The organism is Mesorhizobium sp. LNHC221B00 (genome assembly GCF_000502935.1).
In the GTDB taxonomy this organism is placed as follows: domain Bacteria; phylum Pseudomonadota; class Alphaproteobacteria; order Rhizobiales; family Rhizobiaceae; genus Mesorhizobium; species Mesorhizobium opportunistum.
The window spans coordinates 1-16,383 of the sequence record NZ_AYWR01000014.1 but is presented as its reverse complement, the minus strand read 5'-3'; the positions used below and the strand labels follow the sequence as shown (position 1 = coordinate 16,383).

The 16,383-nt window shown below is 64.9% G+C and carries 12 protein-coding genes, 1 tRNA gene and 1 pseudogene; 10 read left to right on the top strand and 4 right to left on the bottom strand.

Annotated features, from left to right (window positions below; genetic code table 11):
• Nucleotides 1-28 precede the first annotated feature (28 nt).
• The 5 genes and pseudogenes from X741_RS148040 to X741_RS1000000167605 form a co-directional block, all read left to right on the top strand.
• Nucleotides 29-964 (top strand): GntR family transcriptional regulator, encoded by a 936-nt coding sequence (locus X741_RS148040; RefSeq protein WP_023778833.1) that lies wholly within the window; start codon nt 29-31, stop codon nt 962-964.
• Between the two features lie 13 nt (nt 965-977).
• A complete protein-coding gene (locus X741_RS148045; RefSeq protein WP_023778832.1) occupies nt 978-2,261 on the top strand; it encodes a glycosyltransferase in 1,284 nt (427 codons plus the stop codon).
• 5 nt (nt 2,262-2,266) lie between these two features.
• Complete coding sequence (locus tag X741_RS148050) at nt 2,267-3,637, top strand: glutamine synthetase family protein (RefSeq protein ID WP_023778831.1); 1,371 nt, start codon at nt 2,267-2,269, stop codon at nt 3,635-3,637.
• A gap of 2 nt (nt 3,638-3,639) precedes the next feature.
• Nucleotides 3,640-4,938, top strand: coding sequence for an FAD-binding oxidoreductase (locus X741_RS148055; protein WP_023778830.1), 1,299 nt, complete (start codon nt 3,640-3,642; stop codon nt 4,936-4,938).
• 135 nt (nt 4,939-5,073) lie between these two features.
• Nucleotides 5,074-5,940, top strand: a pseudogene (locus X741_RS1000000167605) (ISAs1 family transposase); the annotation flags it as partial.
• 239 nt (nt 5,941-6,179) lie between these two features.
• Here X741_RS1000000167605 and X741_RS148060 read toward each other — a convergent pair.
• Nucleotides 6,180-7,424, bottom strand: coding sequence for a Xaa-Pro peptidase family protein (locus tag X741_RS148060; protein ID WP_023778828.1), 1,245 nt, complete (start codon nt 7,422-7,424; stop codon nt 6,180-6,182).
• A 133-nt stretch (nt 7,425-7,557) separates the two neighbouring features.
• Between X741_RS148060 and X741_RS0135300 the strand changes: the two genes are divergently transcribed.
• Nucleotides 7,558-8,343 (top strand): hypothetical protein, encoded by a 786-nt coding sequence (locus X741_RS0135300; RefSeq protein ID WP_023778827.1) that lies wholly within the window; start codon nt 7,558-7,560, stop codon nt 8,341-8,343.
• Nucleotides 8,344-8,486: 143 nt separating this feature from the next.
• Here the strand turns inward: X741_RS0135300 and X741_RS148065 are convergent.
• A tRNA-Gly gene (locus X741_RS148065) sits at nt 8,487-8,561 on the bottom strand.
• A gap of 213 nt (nt 8,562-8,774) precedes the next feature.
• On the opposite strand from X741_RS148065, the gene X741_RS148070 reads away from it, so the two are divergent.
• From X741_RS148070 to X741_RS148085, 4 genes are all read left to right on the top strand, one after another.
• Entirely contained in the window at nt 8,775-9,272 is a 498-nt protein-coding gene (locus X741_RS148070; protein ID WP_023778826.1) for a prolyl-tRNA synthetase associated domain-containing protein, read from the top strand.
• A gap of 84 nt (nt 9,273-9,356) precedes the next feature.
• Nucleotides 9,357-10,367, top strand: a complete 1,011-nt coding sequence (gene trxA, locus X741_RS148075) for a thioredoxin (RefSeq protein ID WP_023778825.1) — start codon at nt 9,357-9,359, stop codon at nt 10,365-10,367.
• Between the two features lie 133 nt (nt 10,368-10,500).
• Entirely contained in the window at nt 10,501-11,172 is a 672-nt protein-coding gene (locus X741_RS148080; RefSeq protein ID WP_023769036.1) for an LON peptidase substrate-binding domain-containing protein, read from the top strand.
• A 164-nt stretch (nt 11,173-11,336) separates the two neighbouring features.
• A complete protein-coding gene (locus X741_RS148085; RefSeq protein ID WP_023769037.1) occupies nt 11,337-11,576 on the top strand; it encodes a Trm112 family protein in 240 nt (79 codons plus the stop codon).
• A gap of 479 nt (nt 11,577-12,055) precedes the next feature.
• Here X741_RS148085 and X741_RS148090 read toward each other — a convergent pair whose 3' ends face one another.
• A complete protein-coding gene (locus X741_RS148090; protein ID WP_023778824.1) occupies nt 12,056-15,412 on the bottom strand; it encodes an error-prone DNA polymerase in 3,357 nt (1,118 codons plus the stop codon).
• Nucleotides 15,409-16,383 (bottom strand): DUF6504 family protein (locus X741_RS148095; protein ID WP_023778823.1); only part of this gene is annotated, 975 nt, incomplete at its 5' end. The genes X741_RS148090 and X741_RS148095, both read right to left, overlap by 4 nt.

Here is a 16,383-nt window from a genome sequence, read left to right as displayed (position 1 = left end):
AAGTCACGTCCGCCCACCGAGAACTGTCATGCAAGCCGCAGCCCGACGACCTCGCACCAACCATCTCGACCTGGCGCAGCGCATCCTGGATGTGGCGCGCCAGCGCGGCTTTGGGCCGGGCGCCCGCCTGCCCGAGCAGCAGATCGCCTCGCTGTGCAATGTCTCGCGCACGCCGGTAAGGGCGGCGCTCAGCCTGCTCGCGGAGCGGGGTGTCGTGCGCTGGGAGGCGGATACAGGCTATCATCTGGCCGTAGACCTCGCCGCGCAGCCGGCCATATCGGCCGAACTGCCCATTACCGAGGAAGACGAACTCGCCGAAGCGATCCTGCGCGACCGGTCAGCGCGCAGGCTGGACCAGACGGTAACCGTCGCCGGTCTGATGCGACGGTACAGTGCTCAGCGTAAAACGGTACTAAAATCACTTAACAGACTGACGGAAGAGAATCTGCTCGATCGTGCGCCGGGCCAGTCCTGGCTTTTCCGCCGCACGCCTGATGATCCGGAGGCGCAAGGCGAAAGCTACGAGTTCCGCTTGCTGCTGGAGCCCGCGGCGATCCTGACACCCGGCTTCCGGCTGGATGGCGCGCGGGCGGCGGCGTTACGCCAGGGCATGGACGCGCTGTCGGCGCTGCCGGATGCCACGTTCGATACGCGCGAGTTCCAGCGGCTGGACATCGATTTCCATGGCATGATCGCCGAGGGCAGCGCCAACCGCTTCGTCGCCGATGCACTGGCTGATCATCTCAGGCTGCGCCGGCTGCCCGGCATCTATGCCGGCGTCAACGTGTTCAGGCTGCGGCAATCGTTGCTGGAACATTTGAACATACTCGACCATCTCGAAAGCCGGCAGTATGAGGTGGCTGCCGATCTGCTTCGCATTCACCTGCGGCTTTCCCGCAACCAGCGACCGCAAGCGGCCAGCCGCGGGGCGCCCGCGCTGTTCGGCATGATCAGCCGGCCGTAATGACGAGGATTAATTGACGCGCAAAGCCAGCCCGACCATCGCGCTGTTTCCCGAAGCAAGCTTCGGCGCGGCATTGAATTGCGTCGGCATCGCGCAGGCGTTGCGCGCCAAGGGTGCCCGGCCCGTCTTCATCTGCCATGCCGGTTTTTCCGGCGTCTTTGCCGACTATGGTTTCCAGGAATACCAGCTACCGACGGACGAGCCGCTGAGCGACAGCGAGCGCCAGAGCTACTGGCAGGCTTTCGTGCGCCGGCACCTGCCGCATTTCCGGCTGAGCCCGATCGACCAGCTCGAAACCTATGTCGCGCCGACATGGCAGGCGATCGTCGACACCGCTGTCAACGCCGAGGCGCCTTTGCGCCAACTGCTGGGGCGGCTGAAGCCGGACGTGATCGTGCTCGACAATGTCATCATGTTCCCGGCCATCGCCGCCGCCGGTTGTCCATGGGTGCGTGTCGTCTCCTGCGCCGAGACGGAACTGCCGGACGCCGAAGTGCCGCCCTACCTTTCGGGAATGGATGCCGATGACCCGCAACGCGCGGCGTTCGAGGCTCGCTATCTCGCCGCCTCGGCGCCGGCGCATGATCGGTTCAACCGTTTTCGCGTGGATGCCGGCCTGGCGCCGCTGCCGAAAGGCCTGTTCCTGGAGACGTCGCCCGACCTCAATCTGCTGCTGACACCGGCAATCGTGCGCCGCGAGCGCGCCGCGCCGCTCGATCCGGAGCGCTTCGTCTATCTCGAAGGTTGCGTGCGGTCGGAAGGGCCGTTCGAGGTGCCGGTATTCCCGCGCAATGGCGGGCCGCTGGTCTATGTCAGCTTTGGCAGCCTCGGCGCCATGGATGTCGGGCTGATCGAGCGGATGCTGGCCGTCTTCGACAGGCTGCCGGCGCGCTTCATCGTCAATGTCGGCGGGTTGCGCGACGCCTACCGCGCGGTGCCGGATAATGTCTATCTCGACGCCTGGTTTCCGCAGCCCTCGGTGGTGGCGAAGTCCGACCTGTTCATCCACCACGGCGGCAACAACAGCTTTTGCGAAGCGCTGCGCTTCGGCGTGCCGTCGCTGATCATGCCCTATTGCTGGGACGGACACGACAATGCGCGCCGCGCCGAGGAGACCGGCACCGGCGACCATATCGGCCGTGACGGCTGGACCGAAGGAGTATTGGAGAAAGCCATTCTCGGCCTGCTGGCCGACGACGCCATGCGCGCCCGCCTGAAGGGAAATGCAGCCCAGATGGCGCTGAAACCCGGAACGGACGTGGCCGCGCAAGCCATACTCTCCCTGATACGGACATGAACGAAATGCCTGACAAGAACACGAATACCGCGACCTACGATCCGAAGGCCTGGCTGGCCCAGCACCGCATCAATGAGGTTGAATGCCTGGTGCCCGACATGAACGGCGTGCTGCGCGGCAAGGCCCTGCCGACTGCGAAGTTCCTCAAGGCGTTGGAAGACCGCGCTCTCTATCTGCCGAGCAGCGCCTTTCTGGTCAGCATCGACGGCCGCTATTCCGGCTCGATCGACGAAGGTTTTGCCTATTCGGACCCGGACATGCGCATGGTGCCCGACGTCTCGACGCTCAGCCTGGCGCCCGGCGCCGCCGCGGGAAAGGCCTATGTTTTCGCCGATGCCTTCCACATGGACGGCAGGCCATGGATGGCCTCGCCACGCCATGTGCTGCGCGCCGTGCTCGACCTCTACCGCCAGCGCGGCTGGCGCGCGGTGGTGGCGCCGGAGCTTGAATTCTATCTCACCGCGCCCAACCCCGATCCGGACAAGCCGCTGACCGCCCCGATCGGCGGCAATGGCCGCGCGGAGGGCGTGCAGCATCCCTATGACATGGCCGCGCTCGAAGAGTTCGAGCCGGTGATCCGCCGCATCTACGATTATGCGGCGGCCGCCGGCCTGCCGCTCGACACGCTGATCCATGAATCGGGCACGGCACAGCTGGAGATCAACTTCCTGCATGGCGACGCACTGCCGCTGGCCGACAAGGTGCTTTTGTTCAAGCGGCTGACGCGCCAGGCGGCGCAGCAATGCGGCATGCACGCCACCTTCATGGCCAAGCCGATCGCGGCGCAGGCGGGCAGCTCGATGCATCTGCACATGTCCGTCATCGACGAGGCCGGCAACACGCTGTTTGCCGGCAATGACGATGCCGATACCGAGATGTTCGGCCATTTCATCGGCGGCCTGCAGAGATACGTGCCGGAGATCATGCCGCTGTTCGCGCCCAACGTGAATTCGTTCCGCCGCATAAGGCCGAACCACAGTGCGCCGGCCAACATCGAGTGGTCGCACGACAACCGCTCCTGCGGCCTACGCGTGCCGGCCGGCGGGCGCGCCGCGCGGCGGGTGGAGAACCGCTTGCCGGGTGCCGATTCCAATCCCTATCTCGCGATCGCCGGTTCGCTGCTTGCCGGCTATCTCGGCATCGAACAGAAACTCGCGCGCTCGGTCGAGGCGTCGGGCAATGCCTACAAGATCAAAAGCACCCTGCCGAAGACCATGGAGGAGGCGCTGGATCGTTTCGAGGCCTGTGAGCCGGTGCGGAAATTGCTCGGCGAGGATTTCTTCCAGACCTACCTGCGCGTCAAGAGCGTCGAGCTCGACCTGTTCCAGGGCGTGGTGACGAGCTGGGAACGCGACCACCTGCTGCTCAAGGTGTGATCATGGCATCTTCAACGGGTTTCAATTCCGGCCTCGATATCGGCCAATCCTATTATGTCGCCACCGCCAACCCGGCGCCGGACCATCCGGCTCTGGTCGGCGATGTCGAAGCCGATCTGGTGGTCGTCGGCGGCGGCTGCACGGGCCTGTCGGCGGCCCTTCACGCCGCCGAGCGCGGCCTGAAGGTGGTGCTGCTCGAAGGCGGCAAGATCGGCTGGGGCGCATCTGGCCGCAATGGCGGCCAGATGATCCCCGGCCTGCGCAAAGGCGCAAAAGGCCTAGTCAAGCTCTATGGCCCCGAACGGGCGAAAGTGCTGTTCGACCTCGCCTTCGAGGCGCGGGGCCTGGTGCTCGACATCATCGAGCGCCATGCCATCGATTGCGATCTAAGGCTGACCGGCCATCTGGTCGGCGCGGTCAACGGCTCCGATCTCAGGGATCTGGAAGAAGAAGCCAAGTGCCTCGAAAGCGCGATGAAGTTCCGCGATGTCGAGATCCTGTCGGCGGCGGAGGCCAGGGCCAAGGTCGACACACCCTATCACGGCGCGATGTACGAGCCGCTCGGCGGCCATATGCATCCGCTGAACTACACGCTCGGCCTTGCCCGCGCAGCCGTGGCCGCCGGCGTCGTCATCCATGAGAATTCGGTGGCGGTGAAGCTGGAGCGCGAACCTTCGATCCGGGTCTCGACATCGAAGGGGTCGGTGCGGGCCAAGCATGTCGTGCTGGCGGGCGATGCGCTGCTCAATGGACTGGAACCGCGCGTCAACAGCCGCATCATGCCGGTCGGAAACTACATCGTCGCCACCGAGCCATTGGCAGGCGCGCGCAACGTCATCCCGGCCAATGTCGCGGTGTCCGACACGCGCTTCGTCGTCAACTATTACCGCATGTCGGCGGACGGCCGGCTGCTGTTCGGCGGCGGCGAGCGCTACACACCATCGCCACCGGCCGACATCGCCGGCTTCGTGCGGCCGCACATGGAAGCCACCTTCCCGCAGCTCAAGGGCTGCCGCATCGACCATGCCTGGGGCGGGCTGGTGTCGGTGACCACATCGCGACTGCCGCATGTCGGGCATTATGGCGAGGTCTATTTCGCGCACGGCTATTCCGGCAAGGGCGTCATCCTGTCGACGTTGTCGGGCAAGCTTTTGGCCGAAGCGATCACCGGCGATGCATCACGGCTCGATTTGTTCTCGACACTGACTCCGATGCCGTTCCCCGGCGGTACCGCGCTGCGCGGGCCACTCTATGTGCTGGGCATGCTGTGGTACGCGATGCGGGATCGTATCAAGCATTGAGGGTTGTGAGATGTCGGCGGGCCAGCACCCCCCTCTGTCCTGCCGGACATCTCCCCCGCGAGGGCAGGGGAATCGCACATGAGTACAAACGTACTCTTGTGCGAGGTGTGGAAATCGATTCTGAGGGGACCTCTNCAGGCGCGCATCGATGCGCCGAAAGGCCAGGTCGCCGTCGACGGCAAGAGCCTCAGGCGCGCCTATGCCAAGGGCCGCTCGCATATGCCGCCGCTGGTGGTGACCGTCTTTGGCTGCGACACCTTCATGAGCTTGGCCCAGACCGTGGCGCAGGAAGGCGGCGAGGTGCAGGCCGCGATTGCGGCGCTCGAATTGTTGTCGCTCAAAGGTTTGACCGTCACCGCCGACGCCTTGCACTGCCATCGCCGCATGACCAAGACCGTGCGCGACGGCGGTGGCCATTACGTGATCGCCATCAAAGGCAACCAGTCGAAGCTGGCGGCCGAAGCCAACACCGCCCTCGACAAGGCGGCGGCGGGCAAAGCAACCAAGTTCCATCAGACCGAGGAGGACGCGCATGGCCGTCACGAGGTGCGGCGTGCCTTCGTCATTCCCTTCGCGCAGACGCCGGGCAAGAATGCACTCGTCGACCTTTGCGCCATCGGCCGTGTCGAAAGCTGGCGCACCGTCGAGGGCAAGACCACACACAAGGTCCGCTGCTATGCGCTGTCGCGCAAAATGCCGGCACACGAACTGCTGGCCACAGTACGCCGTCACTGGAGCATCGAGAATGACCTGCACTGGCAANTCGAAAGCTGGCGCACCGTCGATGGCAAGACCACGCACAAGGTCCGCTGCTATGCGCTGTCGCGCAAAATGCCGGCACACGAACTGCTGGCCACAGTACGCCGTCACTGGAGCATCGAGAATGACCTGCACTGGCAACTCGACGTCCTGCTCGGCGAAGATCACATCAGAGGCCGCAAGAACAACACAGCCGCCAACCATGCCATACTTCGGCGCCTCACCCTCAATGTTCTCAGAGCCGACCCCGAAAAAATCCCGCTCAGCCACAAACGACTCAAAGCACGATGGGCCGATCAAGACCTGCTCAGCCTCTTTACTCATATGCGATAGCCCTACCCTCAAGGGGGGAGATTGGACGTTTCGGCGCCGGCTCGTCTTCTTGCAATGTTGAAAATTGCCGAAAGCGGTCACGGCAGCCGATCTCCCCCCTCGTGGGGAGATGCCCGGCAGGGCAGAGGGGGGCGTCGTAGAGTGGCGGCCTACCCAATCGTCTCCAGCCGCCTCGGCAGCCGGTTCATCGGCCTCGGCCCATCCGGCGTGATCAGGAACTGGTCTTCCAGGTTGAAGCTGGCGAGGCCGTCTATATAGAGCGGGATTTCGAAGGCCAGCACCATGCCGGCCTCGATCTCGACATCGCTGTCGGCGGCAATGAACGGCCATTGTTCGGAGAAGACCGATTGACCAACGCTGTGACCGAAATGGCCGCGGCGATAGGAGCGCAGCCCTTGCCGCGCCAGGCTTTCGGTGGTCACGCGGTGCACATGGGTGAGCGTGTTTCCCGGCGCGAGCGCGGCCAGCCCGTCCTCGAAGGCGCGCTCGGCGATGGCGTGCAGTTCCACCTGGTCGGCGGAAGGCGGCCCGAAGATAAAATTGCGCGACATGTCCGAGGCATAGAACCCGACAGTACAGACCATGTCGCACTTCAAGGGATCGCCGGCGGTGGCTTTGGCGTCGGCGCCCTTGGCGCTGGCGCCCAGCGTCACATATTCCGCCGTCGCCACCGCATGGGACAGCCCGGCCGCCGCGTCGGCGACGCCTTGCCGGTAGAGCGCGACGAGATCGGCCTGGCGCATGCCGGCCATCGCATCCACCTGCAGCCGCTCCAGCCCGGCCTCCGAGAGAAAAATACCTTGCTGCAGGAGATCGATCTCGCGCTGCGATTTGACGGCCCGCAGCCTGTCCAGCACCGGCGAGCCGTCGACCATCAGACAATCCGGCAGCAGCGCCTGGAAGGCGGCGAAATCGGCGGCGGGGATAAAGTCGAGGTCGACGCCGAGCGTCGCGCGCTCCAGTCCGAATTCGGCGAGCAAGGCCTGCAGCTGGCGCACCGAGCCGGCGAGGTCGAAGGTGGCGGGACGGCAGAAATCCGGGCCGCGGCCGAGCGAGGCGAGGCCCGCCTCGATGCGCGCGGCCAGCGGGAGGCCATGAGATCCTGTCCCGACCGGTGCGGATTCGATCCAGATCGGGTGCGAGCGGACCACCGCCTCGGGCGCGGCGGTCCGCAGCTGCGCCGCGTTGAAGTCGGCGACCACGACGCCGATCGGCAGGTCCTGCCGGGCCGGGATGACGACGAAGCCGCCGCCGGCACGCCGGAACAGGCCCGCCGGGCCGATCCACGCGCCAGTCGCATAATGGAACGCCTCGGGCGCTGAGAGCACCAGCGCCGCGATGCCGGCCCGTTGCATCAAATGCGTGGCGCGCTGGCGATCGACAAAGCCGGTCATGTTCTTTCTCCGCAAGCTTGAAGCGGCAACGGAGCATTGCGGGTGCGGACAATCAAGCCGGTTGCCCGAACTTCATCATCCCTGAGCGGAGCAGCCGCATGGCGGCGTCGTGGAAAGCTCGACCGAGACAAGAATGGCATTCCATGTCAAACTTGCGCAGGGGGGAGATTTCATGAGGATCGACAAAGCCGGTGCCCTGAAAAAGACAGCCATGGGCTTGTTGGGACTGGTCGTCGCCATGGCGGCGGGGTGCGGTTCAATCGACTATCAGAAACTCAGCACGGGTCAGCTGTCGGGAAGCCTTTTCGTCATGTGGGTCGGTGAGGGCAACAGTTCGGGCGACGGAAACTTCCTGTTCGTGCCCGACCCACGAGATCCATTGATCTTCCATCGATCGGATCCGTCTGCTCCGGGCAGCACGATCCAGCCGGGTCTCATGTACACGGATGGCGGTTCGATCCCGAAAATCGCGCAGGTCTTCAAGGGGCTGTCGCCGTGGGGCTACGCGCCGGCCTACATGATCCATGATTGGGTCTTTATCGCCCACCATTGCATAGTGGACGGCAGCAGCGAGAAGCGGTTCGACCAGGTTCGCGACGTAGAATTCGACGATTCGGCCGCGATTCTCGGCGAAGCGATCAAGGCGCTGATCAAGGCTCGACAAGTTGCCCCCAACGACGTGGCGCCAAACGCCATAACGGCTGCCGTCGGAAGCGTGATTGCCAGGAACCTTTGGGATGAGAAAGGCGCTTGCAAGTCCCTGCAGGTCAGCGCGAAGGACGTCGCCGCCGCGGAGGCAGCCATACCGGGATCGACCAGCAAGGCACGGAATTTGAGGGCTTTCCAGGTTCCAGAGACGATCGCGCCCGCAATTCCCCAGGCAAAGCCGGCGAAGATCGTGGCTCGCGTGACATTTTGAGCTGATCCGTGCAAATGCCGGCCGCTGCTGGTCACCCTGGCTTTGGTCCGCCCAAAGGCTCCGCTTTTCCGGTTTCCGGTAAACGAAAAGGCCGGACAACAGCCCGGCCTTTTTCGTAGATGCTTGATCCCCTTTAAGGAAATTGGAGCGGGTGAAGCGATTCGAACGCTCGACCCCAACCTTGGCAAGGTTGTGCTCTACCCCTGAGCTACACCCGCTCACACGGCGTCTTGGCCGCAAGCCGGGCCTATATGGCTGAAGAGCGCGGCGATTGCAACAGGGAATCGCGAGCCTTTTTACAAGCTCCGGGGTGATGCGGGCAAACCGCCGGCGCCGGGCGGATTTCACCGTCGCCTTGCGCGATGGTCTTGTGTCTGCCGCCTCATTGGCCGTAAACGGCAAGGCAAGCAAACGGACGAAGAAGAAGATCGATGCCGAAAACCGAAGCCGAACTTTTTGCATTCCTGGCCGAACTCGGGATCGCTGTTTCAACGATACGCCATCCGCCGCTCTACACGGTCGCCGATTCGCAGGCGCTGCGCGGCGAAATCGCCGGCGGGCACACCAAAAACCTGTTCCTGAAGGACAAGAAAGACAATTTCTTCCTGGTCACCGTCGGCGAGGACGCCGTCGTCGATCTCAAGCAGATCCACCAACTGATCGGCGCCGCCGGCCGGGTTTCGTTCGGCAAACCGGAGATGCTGATGGAGCTTCTCGGCGTCGCGCCGGGCGCGGTTACCGTCTTTGGCGTCATCAACGACAGGCAGCACCGGGTCAAGCTGGTGCTCGACAAGGATTTGATGGAGCATGCCGTCATCAACGCGCATCCGCTGACCAATGAGGCGACGACATCGATCGCGGCGGCCGACCTGATCAGATTCGTCGAGGCAACCGGGCATGATGCTGCTATCTTGAAAGTCTCGGCGTGATCGCCACATGGATGGCGAAACCGACTTCCAATGAAGACTTTGCGCCGACCCGCGGGCCGGCGGCGCAACCGAAAGGGTGACGAGATGAGCGACAACAATCCGTTTGGCGGGTCATTCGGCAGCAATGGCGGCCAGTATTCGACCTCGGTCCAGTATGGCGGAACCGAGCCCGCGCGCGCGAAAGTCGCGCTTGGCGATGCGCCCGCCGGACCTGTTGCTGCTGGGGATGTCATCAAGGACACCACGACCGCCGCCTTCGCCGCCGACGTCATCCAGGAATCGCGCCGCCAGCCGGTGCTGGTCGATTTCTGGGCGCCGTGGTGCGGGCCTTGCAAGCAGCTCACCCCGCAGCTGGAAAAGGCGGTCAGGGCCGCCGGCGGCAGGGTCAAGCTGGTCAAGATGAACATCGACGATCATCCCTCGATCGCCGGCCAGCTCGGCATCCAGTCCATTCCGGCGGTCATCGCCTTCAAGGATGGCCAGCCGGTCGACGGCTTCATGGGCGCCATCCCCGAGAGCCAGATCGCCGAATTCATCACCAAGGTCGGCGGCAAGGGCAATGGCGCGCAGGCCGTGGCCGAGGCGCTGGCGGCGGCGACCGAGGCGCGCGACGCCGGCGAGATGCAGACCGCCGCCGACATCTATGACGCCGTGCTGGCGCAGGCGCCGGATACGATCGAGGCGATCGCCGGGCTGGGCGAGTTGCTGTTCGAGGCCGGCGACACGGACGGCGCCGAAGCGTTGCTGGCGACGGCACCGGAGGCCAAGAAGGATGCGCCGGCGCTTGCCGCCGTGCGCGCCAAGATCGCGATGGCGGCGCAAGCCGCTTCGCTTGGCAATCCGGCCGAGTTCGAGCGCCGGCTGGCCGACAATCCCAACGACCATCAGGCGCGTTTCGATCTGGCCATGATCCAGAACGCGAGGGGCGAGCGCACGGCAGCGGCCGACAATCTGCTCGCCATCATCAAGGCCGACCGCGCGTGGAACGAAGACGGCGCCAAGACGCAATTGCTGCAGTTCTTCGAGGCCTGGGGCATGACCGACGAGGCGACGCTGGCCGCGAGGCGCAAATTGTCGTCGCTGCTGTTTTCCTGAGCCGGTTATCGGCTGTTTTGTCGCACAGGCTTGCGAGATCAGGCCAAAGCGCCAGATAGGTCAGGCTGGAACTTGCAGGCTGGAACCAGGCAGAGTTGACGCGCTTCCTTGTGGAAGCGATCGGAGGAACGAGGTGCAAGCGGGAAACGCGCATTACCGGCTCGCCAAGGATTTGCCGTCAGCGATCCCGATCTTTCCGCTTGAGGGGGCGCTTCTGCTGCCGGGCGGCCGCATGCCGCTCAATATCTTCGAGCCGCGCTACCTGCAGATGGTGGACGAGGCGGTTGCCGGTTCGCGGCTCATCGGCGTTATCCAGCCCCGCCTCGACGGCGCGCTGCGCGACGATGGCGAGCCGGAGCTCTGCAATGTCGGCTGCGCCGGGCGCATCATCGCCTTTTCCGAGACCGGCGACGGCCGCTACCTGATTTCGCTGCAAGGCGTGTGCCGGTTCCGCATCGCCCACGAACTGACGGTCAAGACGCCGTTTCGCCAGGCAAAGCCGGCGCCCTTCCTCGCCGACCTCGATGAGGACCAGGCGGCGGACGAGATCGACCGGCCCGCGCTTTTGAGAGCATTTCGCGCCTATCTGCAGGCCAACGACCTGGAGGCCGACTGGGAAAGCGTCAGCCGCGCCGAGAACGCCATGCTGGTCAACGCGCTTTCGATGATGGCGCCCTACGGACCGGCCGAAAAGCAGGCGCTGCTCGAAGCGGCGGACCTGAAGACGCGGGCCGAAACGCTGATCGCCATCACGGAGATGGCGCTGGCGCGCGAGAACGAGGATTTTGGCTCGAGCTTGCAGTAAGATGCGTCAATATCCGGGTGATGCCGGCCGCAAATGGCGGTTTGCTGCGCTCCGGTGCTCACGTACGAAAGTACGCTCCGCTCCGGTTCTCGCAAGCCTCCATTTTCGACTCGGCCTGACCCGGATCTCAACACATCTTCTGCGTGAAGCTGGAGGAGAGCGCGATGGCGGATGGGCGTGACGGAAGGAAGACCACTGTCGACCCCAAGCTGCTGGAACTCCTGGCCTGCCCGCTGACCAAGGGACCGCTGGCCTGGGATCCGGAGCGGGGCGAGCTGATCTCGCGGGTCGCCAAGCTCGCCTATCCGGTGCGCGACGGCATCCCGATCATGCTGCCTTCCGAGGCGCGGACGATTTCGGCGGAGGATGTGCTGTCGCCGCCGAAATTGGGTGGGCCGTCGTAAATTCGAACATATGCGACGAGAAGATTGCCAGAGGCTAGCGGGACAGCGCCCCCCCTCTGTCCTGCCGGACATCTCCCCCACAAGGAGGGAGATTATGCGCTCAGCGGCTTTCGCCAATCTCCAGCGTTGCAGGAGCTGCCGATCTCCCCCTGTTCGCCAACCTTGGCACCCTTCCTCTCCCTCCGGAGGGGGGAGAGGTGGCGCTGCGCAGCAGCGACGGAGTGGGGGAAGGCATTCGCCAAACGCGCGGTCGCCGCAAGGCAGGAACACCCTGGCGAGCAAGGCAAGCAGCGATCAGTCGGAAACATTGCTTCAACGAAAGGTCGACCCCCACTCCGTCGAGCTTCGCTCGACACCTCTCCCCCGATCGACGGGGGAGAGGAAAGGCGCAAACTCGCCAACCCTTGTGCCCTGCCCAAGTGGGGGAGAGGTGCGCGGGGGGTCGCGGCGCTTTTCGGATGGCCGGCACTGTGGAGCCGCTACTGAAAATTGCGCCCCTTGGGCATGACCTGTTCCGCTTCTCCGGATAACGCCGCGAGATCCTGATTGATCGGCGCGTTGCGCAGCGCGGGGCGGCCATCGCGATCCGCACCATCCCTGGAGACGTGCCCCTGAGAAGCAGCGTCCGGCGCTCCCGCTTGGCTGACCTTCTCCAGCAGCACGGTCAGCCAGGGTGTCAGGTCCTCGATCTTCTCGGCGACGATGTGGACGACACCGGATTCCGACTGCAATTTCCCGCTGACCTTCACGAACCGCGCGCCCATGACGATGGGGCGGAAGCGGGTAAAGGTTCTCTCCCAGAAGATGACGTTGGCGACGGCCTTGTCGTCCTCCAGCGTCAGGAAGATCGCATTGCCCTTGCCGGGGCGCTGGCGCACCAGCACGAGGCCGGCGACGGAGACCCGCCTGCCGTCGCGCACGGAAGAAAGGTTGGCATTGGGCGTGATGCCGGCGCGGTCGAGCCGTTCGCGCAGGAAGGCCACCGGATGTGCCTTCAGCGACAGGCCGAGCGAGCGGTAGTCGTGGATGACATGCTCGCCGAGCGGCATTTTCGGCAGCTTGGTCTCGGGTTCCAGTTCGCGCAGGCGCAGGGCCGGCTGGTCGAACAGCGGCAGCTTCTCGGCGGCACTCTTGCCGTCCAGCGCGCGCACCGCCCACAGCGCGTCGCGTCGGTCGAGGCCGAGCGAGCGGAAGGCATCGGCCTGCGCCAGCCGCTCGATCTCGTCGACATCGAGGCCGGAGCGCAGCCAGACGTCACGGACGGACAAGTAACCGTCGCCACGCCTTGTGACGAACTGCTCCATGCGTTCCTTGGACAGTCCCTTGATCTGCCTGAAGCCAAGCCGCACGGCATGGGCCGTCTCGATGACACCGCGCATTTCGGCATGGCGCGGCAGGATACGGGCCGGGTCGAAAGGCGTTTCCTCAAGGGTGCAGTCCCAGACGGAGAAATTGACGTCGACCTCGCGGATATCGACGCCATGGTCGCGTGCGTCGCGGACAAGCTGGGCCGGCTGGTAGAAGCCCATCGGCTGCGAATTCAGGATCGCGGCGCAGAACACATCCGGATAGAAGGTCTTGAACCAGCAAGAGGCATAGACGAGCAAGGCGAAGGAGGCGGCGTGGCTTTCGGGAAAGCCATATTCGCCAAAACCCTCGATCTGCTTGAAGCAGCGTTCGGCGAAGTCTTTCGTGTAGCCCTTGCCCATCATGCCGTCGATCATGCGCTGGCGGTAATTGCCGATTGTGCCGGTGCGTTTGAAGGTGGCCATGGCGCGGCGCAATTCGTCTGCCTCGCCCGGCCTGAAGCCGCCGGCGACGATGGCGATCTTCATCGCCTGTTCCTGGAACAACGGCACGCCCAGCGTCTTGCCGAGGATCTCTTTCAGCTCCGGCTTGGGATACTCGGCCTCCTCCTTGCCTTGGCGGCGGCGCAGATAGGGGTGGACCATGTCGCCCTGGATCGGGCCGGGCCGCACGATCGCCACCTCGATGACGAGGTCGTAGAAATTTTGTGGCCTGAGCCTGGGCAGCATCGACATCTGGGCGCGCGATTCGATCTGGAAGACGCCGATCGTGTCGGCGCGGCAGATCATTTTGTAGACCTGCCTGTCCTCCGGCGGCAGCGTGGCCAGCACATAGGGCTGCCCATACGGATCCCGCGCCTTCGGATAGTGCTCCGTAAGCAAGGTGAAGGCGCGCTGCAGGCAGGTCAGCATGCCGAGCGCCAGGATGTCCACCTTGAGGATCTTCACCGCGTCGAGATCGTCCTTGTCCCATTCGACCATCTTGCGCTCGTCCATCGCCGTCTTGACGATCGGCACGATCTCATCGAGCCGGTCCCGGGTGATGACGAAACCGCCGACATGCTGGGAGAGGTGACGGGGAAAGCCCATGATCTCGTTGGCGCGTTCCATCACGTGCCTCGATACGGGGTCGGTCTGGTCAAGGCCGCCAGCGCGGGCTTCCTTCTCGCCAAGCTCGGAGGTCGACCAGCCCCAGATCGAGCCGGACAGAGACGCCCTGACATCCTCGGACAGGCCCATCGCCTTCGACACTTCGCGCAGCGCCGAGCGGCCGCGATAGCTGATGACGGCTGCGGCCAGCGCGGTGCGCTTGGAGCTGTATTTCTCGTAGATGTACTGGATGACGGTCTCGCGCTTTTCATGCTCGAAATCGACGTCGATGTCGGGCGGCTCGTTCCTCTCCTCGGAAATGAAGCGTTCGAACAGCGTATCGATCTTGTCCGGCCCGACTTCGGTGATGCCGATGCAGAAGCAGACGATCGAATTGGCGGCCGAACCACGGCCCTGGCACAGTATGTCCTGGCTGCGGGCGTATTTGACGATGTCGTGGACGGTGAGGAAATAGCGGGCGTAGTTGAGGCGCTCGATGAGAGCGAGTTCTTCCCCGATACGCTTGATCACGGAGGCAGGCACTCCCGCCGGGTAGCGCCTGGCGGCTCCCTCCCGCGCCAGCCTTTCCAGCTCGGCTTGCGGCCCGAGGCCGGATTCCGTCGGCTCGTCGGGGTAGTTGTATTGGAGATCGCTCAGCGAGAAGGTCAGCTCTTCCGCGAACCGCAAGGTCTCGGCCAGCGCCTGCGGATGCCGGCGGAACAAGCGGGCCATCTCCATCGGTGGCTTCAGATGGCGCTCGGCATTGGCGGTGAGCTGCAGCCCAACCTCGGCGACCGGCGTGTTGAGGCGGATCGCGGTCAGCACGTCCTGAAGCGGCCGCCGCTCGGCGGTGTGGTAGAGAACGTCGTTGGTCGCCATCAGCGGGATGCCGGCACTCTCTGCAAGCGCGGCTGCCTGCTCGATGCGGAAACGGTCATTGCCGGCATAATCGGGCGAGACGCCCAGTCGCAGGGCTTTACCGAAACGGTCCTTGAACTGGCGGATGAGGGCGAGACTGTTTTCAGCGCCCGCCACCGGATCAGGCAGCACCGCCAGCGACATCAGGTCTCCCCATTCGAGCAGGTCGCCGCGCTGAAGCAACGTTGCGCCTTTTTCGGTTTCGTCACGCAGGTTGGCTTGCGTCAGCATGCGGCAAAGATGCCCCCAGCCCGCGCGGTCCCTGGGATAGGCAAGGATGTCCGGTGTGCCGTCGCCAAAAACCAGCCGGCAGCCGGGATGATAGGAAAGCTTCTCGACCTTGGCCTGCTGCCAGGCACGCACCACGCCCGCCACCGTGTTGCGGTCGGCAAGCCCGATCGCGGAGAAGCCCAGCAGCTTGGCCGCGACCACCAGCTCTTCCGGCTTGGAAGCGCCGCGCAGGAAGGAGAAATTCGACTGGATGCCGAACTCGGCATAGGGGATGACGGTCAGCGCGTTCATGCGAAGATCCCGTGCATGAACCAGCGCGGCGGGATCTGCGAGGCGCCGCCGTAAAGCCCTTGCCGGTAGAGCCAGTAGCGGCGGCCGTCGGCATCCTCGATGCGGAAATAGTCGCGTGTCGATGCCGCGGCGTCGCTTGGCGCCTCGCGCCACCATTCGGCGGCGATGCGTTCGGGCCCCTCGGCACGCGTGACCCGGTAGAGCGCGCGCCGCCAGCGGAAATTCAGCGGCGGTCCCTCGGGCATTTCGGTGGCCGGCACCTCGATCGGCTCGGGCGCGCGGAACAGCCGGATCGGCCGCTCCGGCGGGAAGATGGTCATCGGCGCCTGCAACCGGTCCGGTTTCCTTGGCGGCGTGGTTCGGCGCGGGGCCTCGGTGAAGGGGATGGTCGCGACAGCGCGTTCCGGCAGATGGCTTTCGACGGCTACCGGCTGCAGGACAGCACCCTCGCCGAGCCGGGCGCGGATGCGGTCGGCAAACAGCGCGATGTCGGCGCCGTCGTCGTTCACCTCGCCGATCAGATCGGCCTGTTGCATGTCGAAGGTGGCGGCCGCCAGCACGGAAAGCCGCACCAGGTCGAAACCATAGCCGGCATCGATATGCTGTTCGAGCGCGGCCAGCCTTTCATGGAAGAGTTTCTGGATCAGCCGGGGATCGCGCATCGGCCGCGAGGTGCCGAGCGCAATGCGGCTGACGGCGCCGTCGACGCGAAAGAGCAGCAGTGCCAGCGTCCGGGCACCCTCGCCGCGGCGCTCGAGATCGGCCTTCAAGGTCGTCGCCAGCATGCCCACCAGCCGCTCGATCTCCTCGGTCAGGGTGACGGGCTCGGCGAGGTGGCGCTCGACCGAAAGCGGCGCGACGGGAAGGCGCGGCGAGACCGCTTCGTCGAGGCGGCCAAGCGCCTGGTCGAGGCGCAGAAGCAGCGAGCCGCCGAAGCGGCGGGCAAGCGGGGCGCGCGGTGCCGCCATGAG

Bases quoted from the DNA above. Each gene is read 5' to 3' on its own strand.
- X741_RS148040 (WP_023778833.1), top strand. From the start codon at position 29: ATGCAAGCCGCAGCCCGACGACCTCGCACCAACCATCTCGACCTGGCG.
- X741_RS148050 (WP_023778831.1), top strand. From the start codon at position 2,267: ATGCCTGACAAGAACACGAATACCGCGACCTACGATCCGAAGGCCTGG.
- X741_RS148055 (WP_023778830.1), top strand. From the start codon at position 3,640: ATGGCATCTTCAACGGGTTTCAATTCCGGCCTCGATATCGGCCAATCC.
- X741_RS148060 (WP_023778828.1), bottom strand. From the start codon at position 7,424: ATGACCGGCTTTGTCGATCGCCAGCGCGCCACGCATTTGATGCAACGG.
- X741_RS0135300 (WP_023778827.1), top strand. From the start codon at position 7,558: ATGGCATTCCATGTCAAACTTGCGCAGGGGGGAGATTTCATGAGGATC.
- X741_RS148070 (WP_023778826.1), top strand. From the start codon at position 8,775: ATGCCGAAAACCGAAGCCGAACTTTTTGCATTCCTGGCCGAACTCGGG.
- trxA (WP_023778825.1), top strand. From the start codon at position 9,357: ATGAGCGACAACAATCCGTTTGGCGGGTCATTCGGCAGCAATGGCGGC.
- X741_RS148085 (WP_023769037.1), top strand. From the start codon at position 11,337: ATGGCGGATGGGCGTGACGGAAGGAAGACCACTGTCGACCCCAAGCTG.
- X741_RS148090 (WP_023778824.1), bottom strand. From the start codon at position 15,412: ATGAACGCGCTGACCGTCATCCCCTATGCCGAGTTCGGCATCCAGTCG.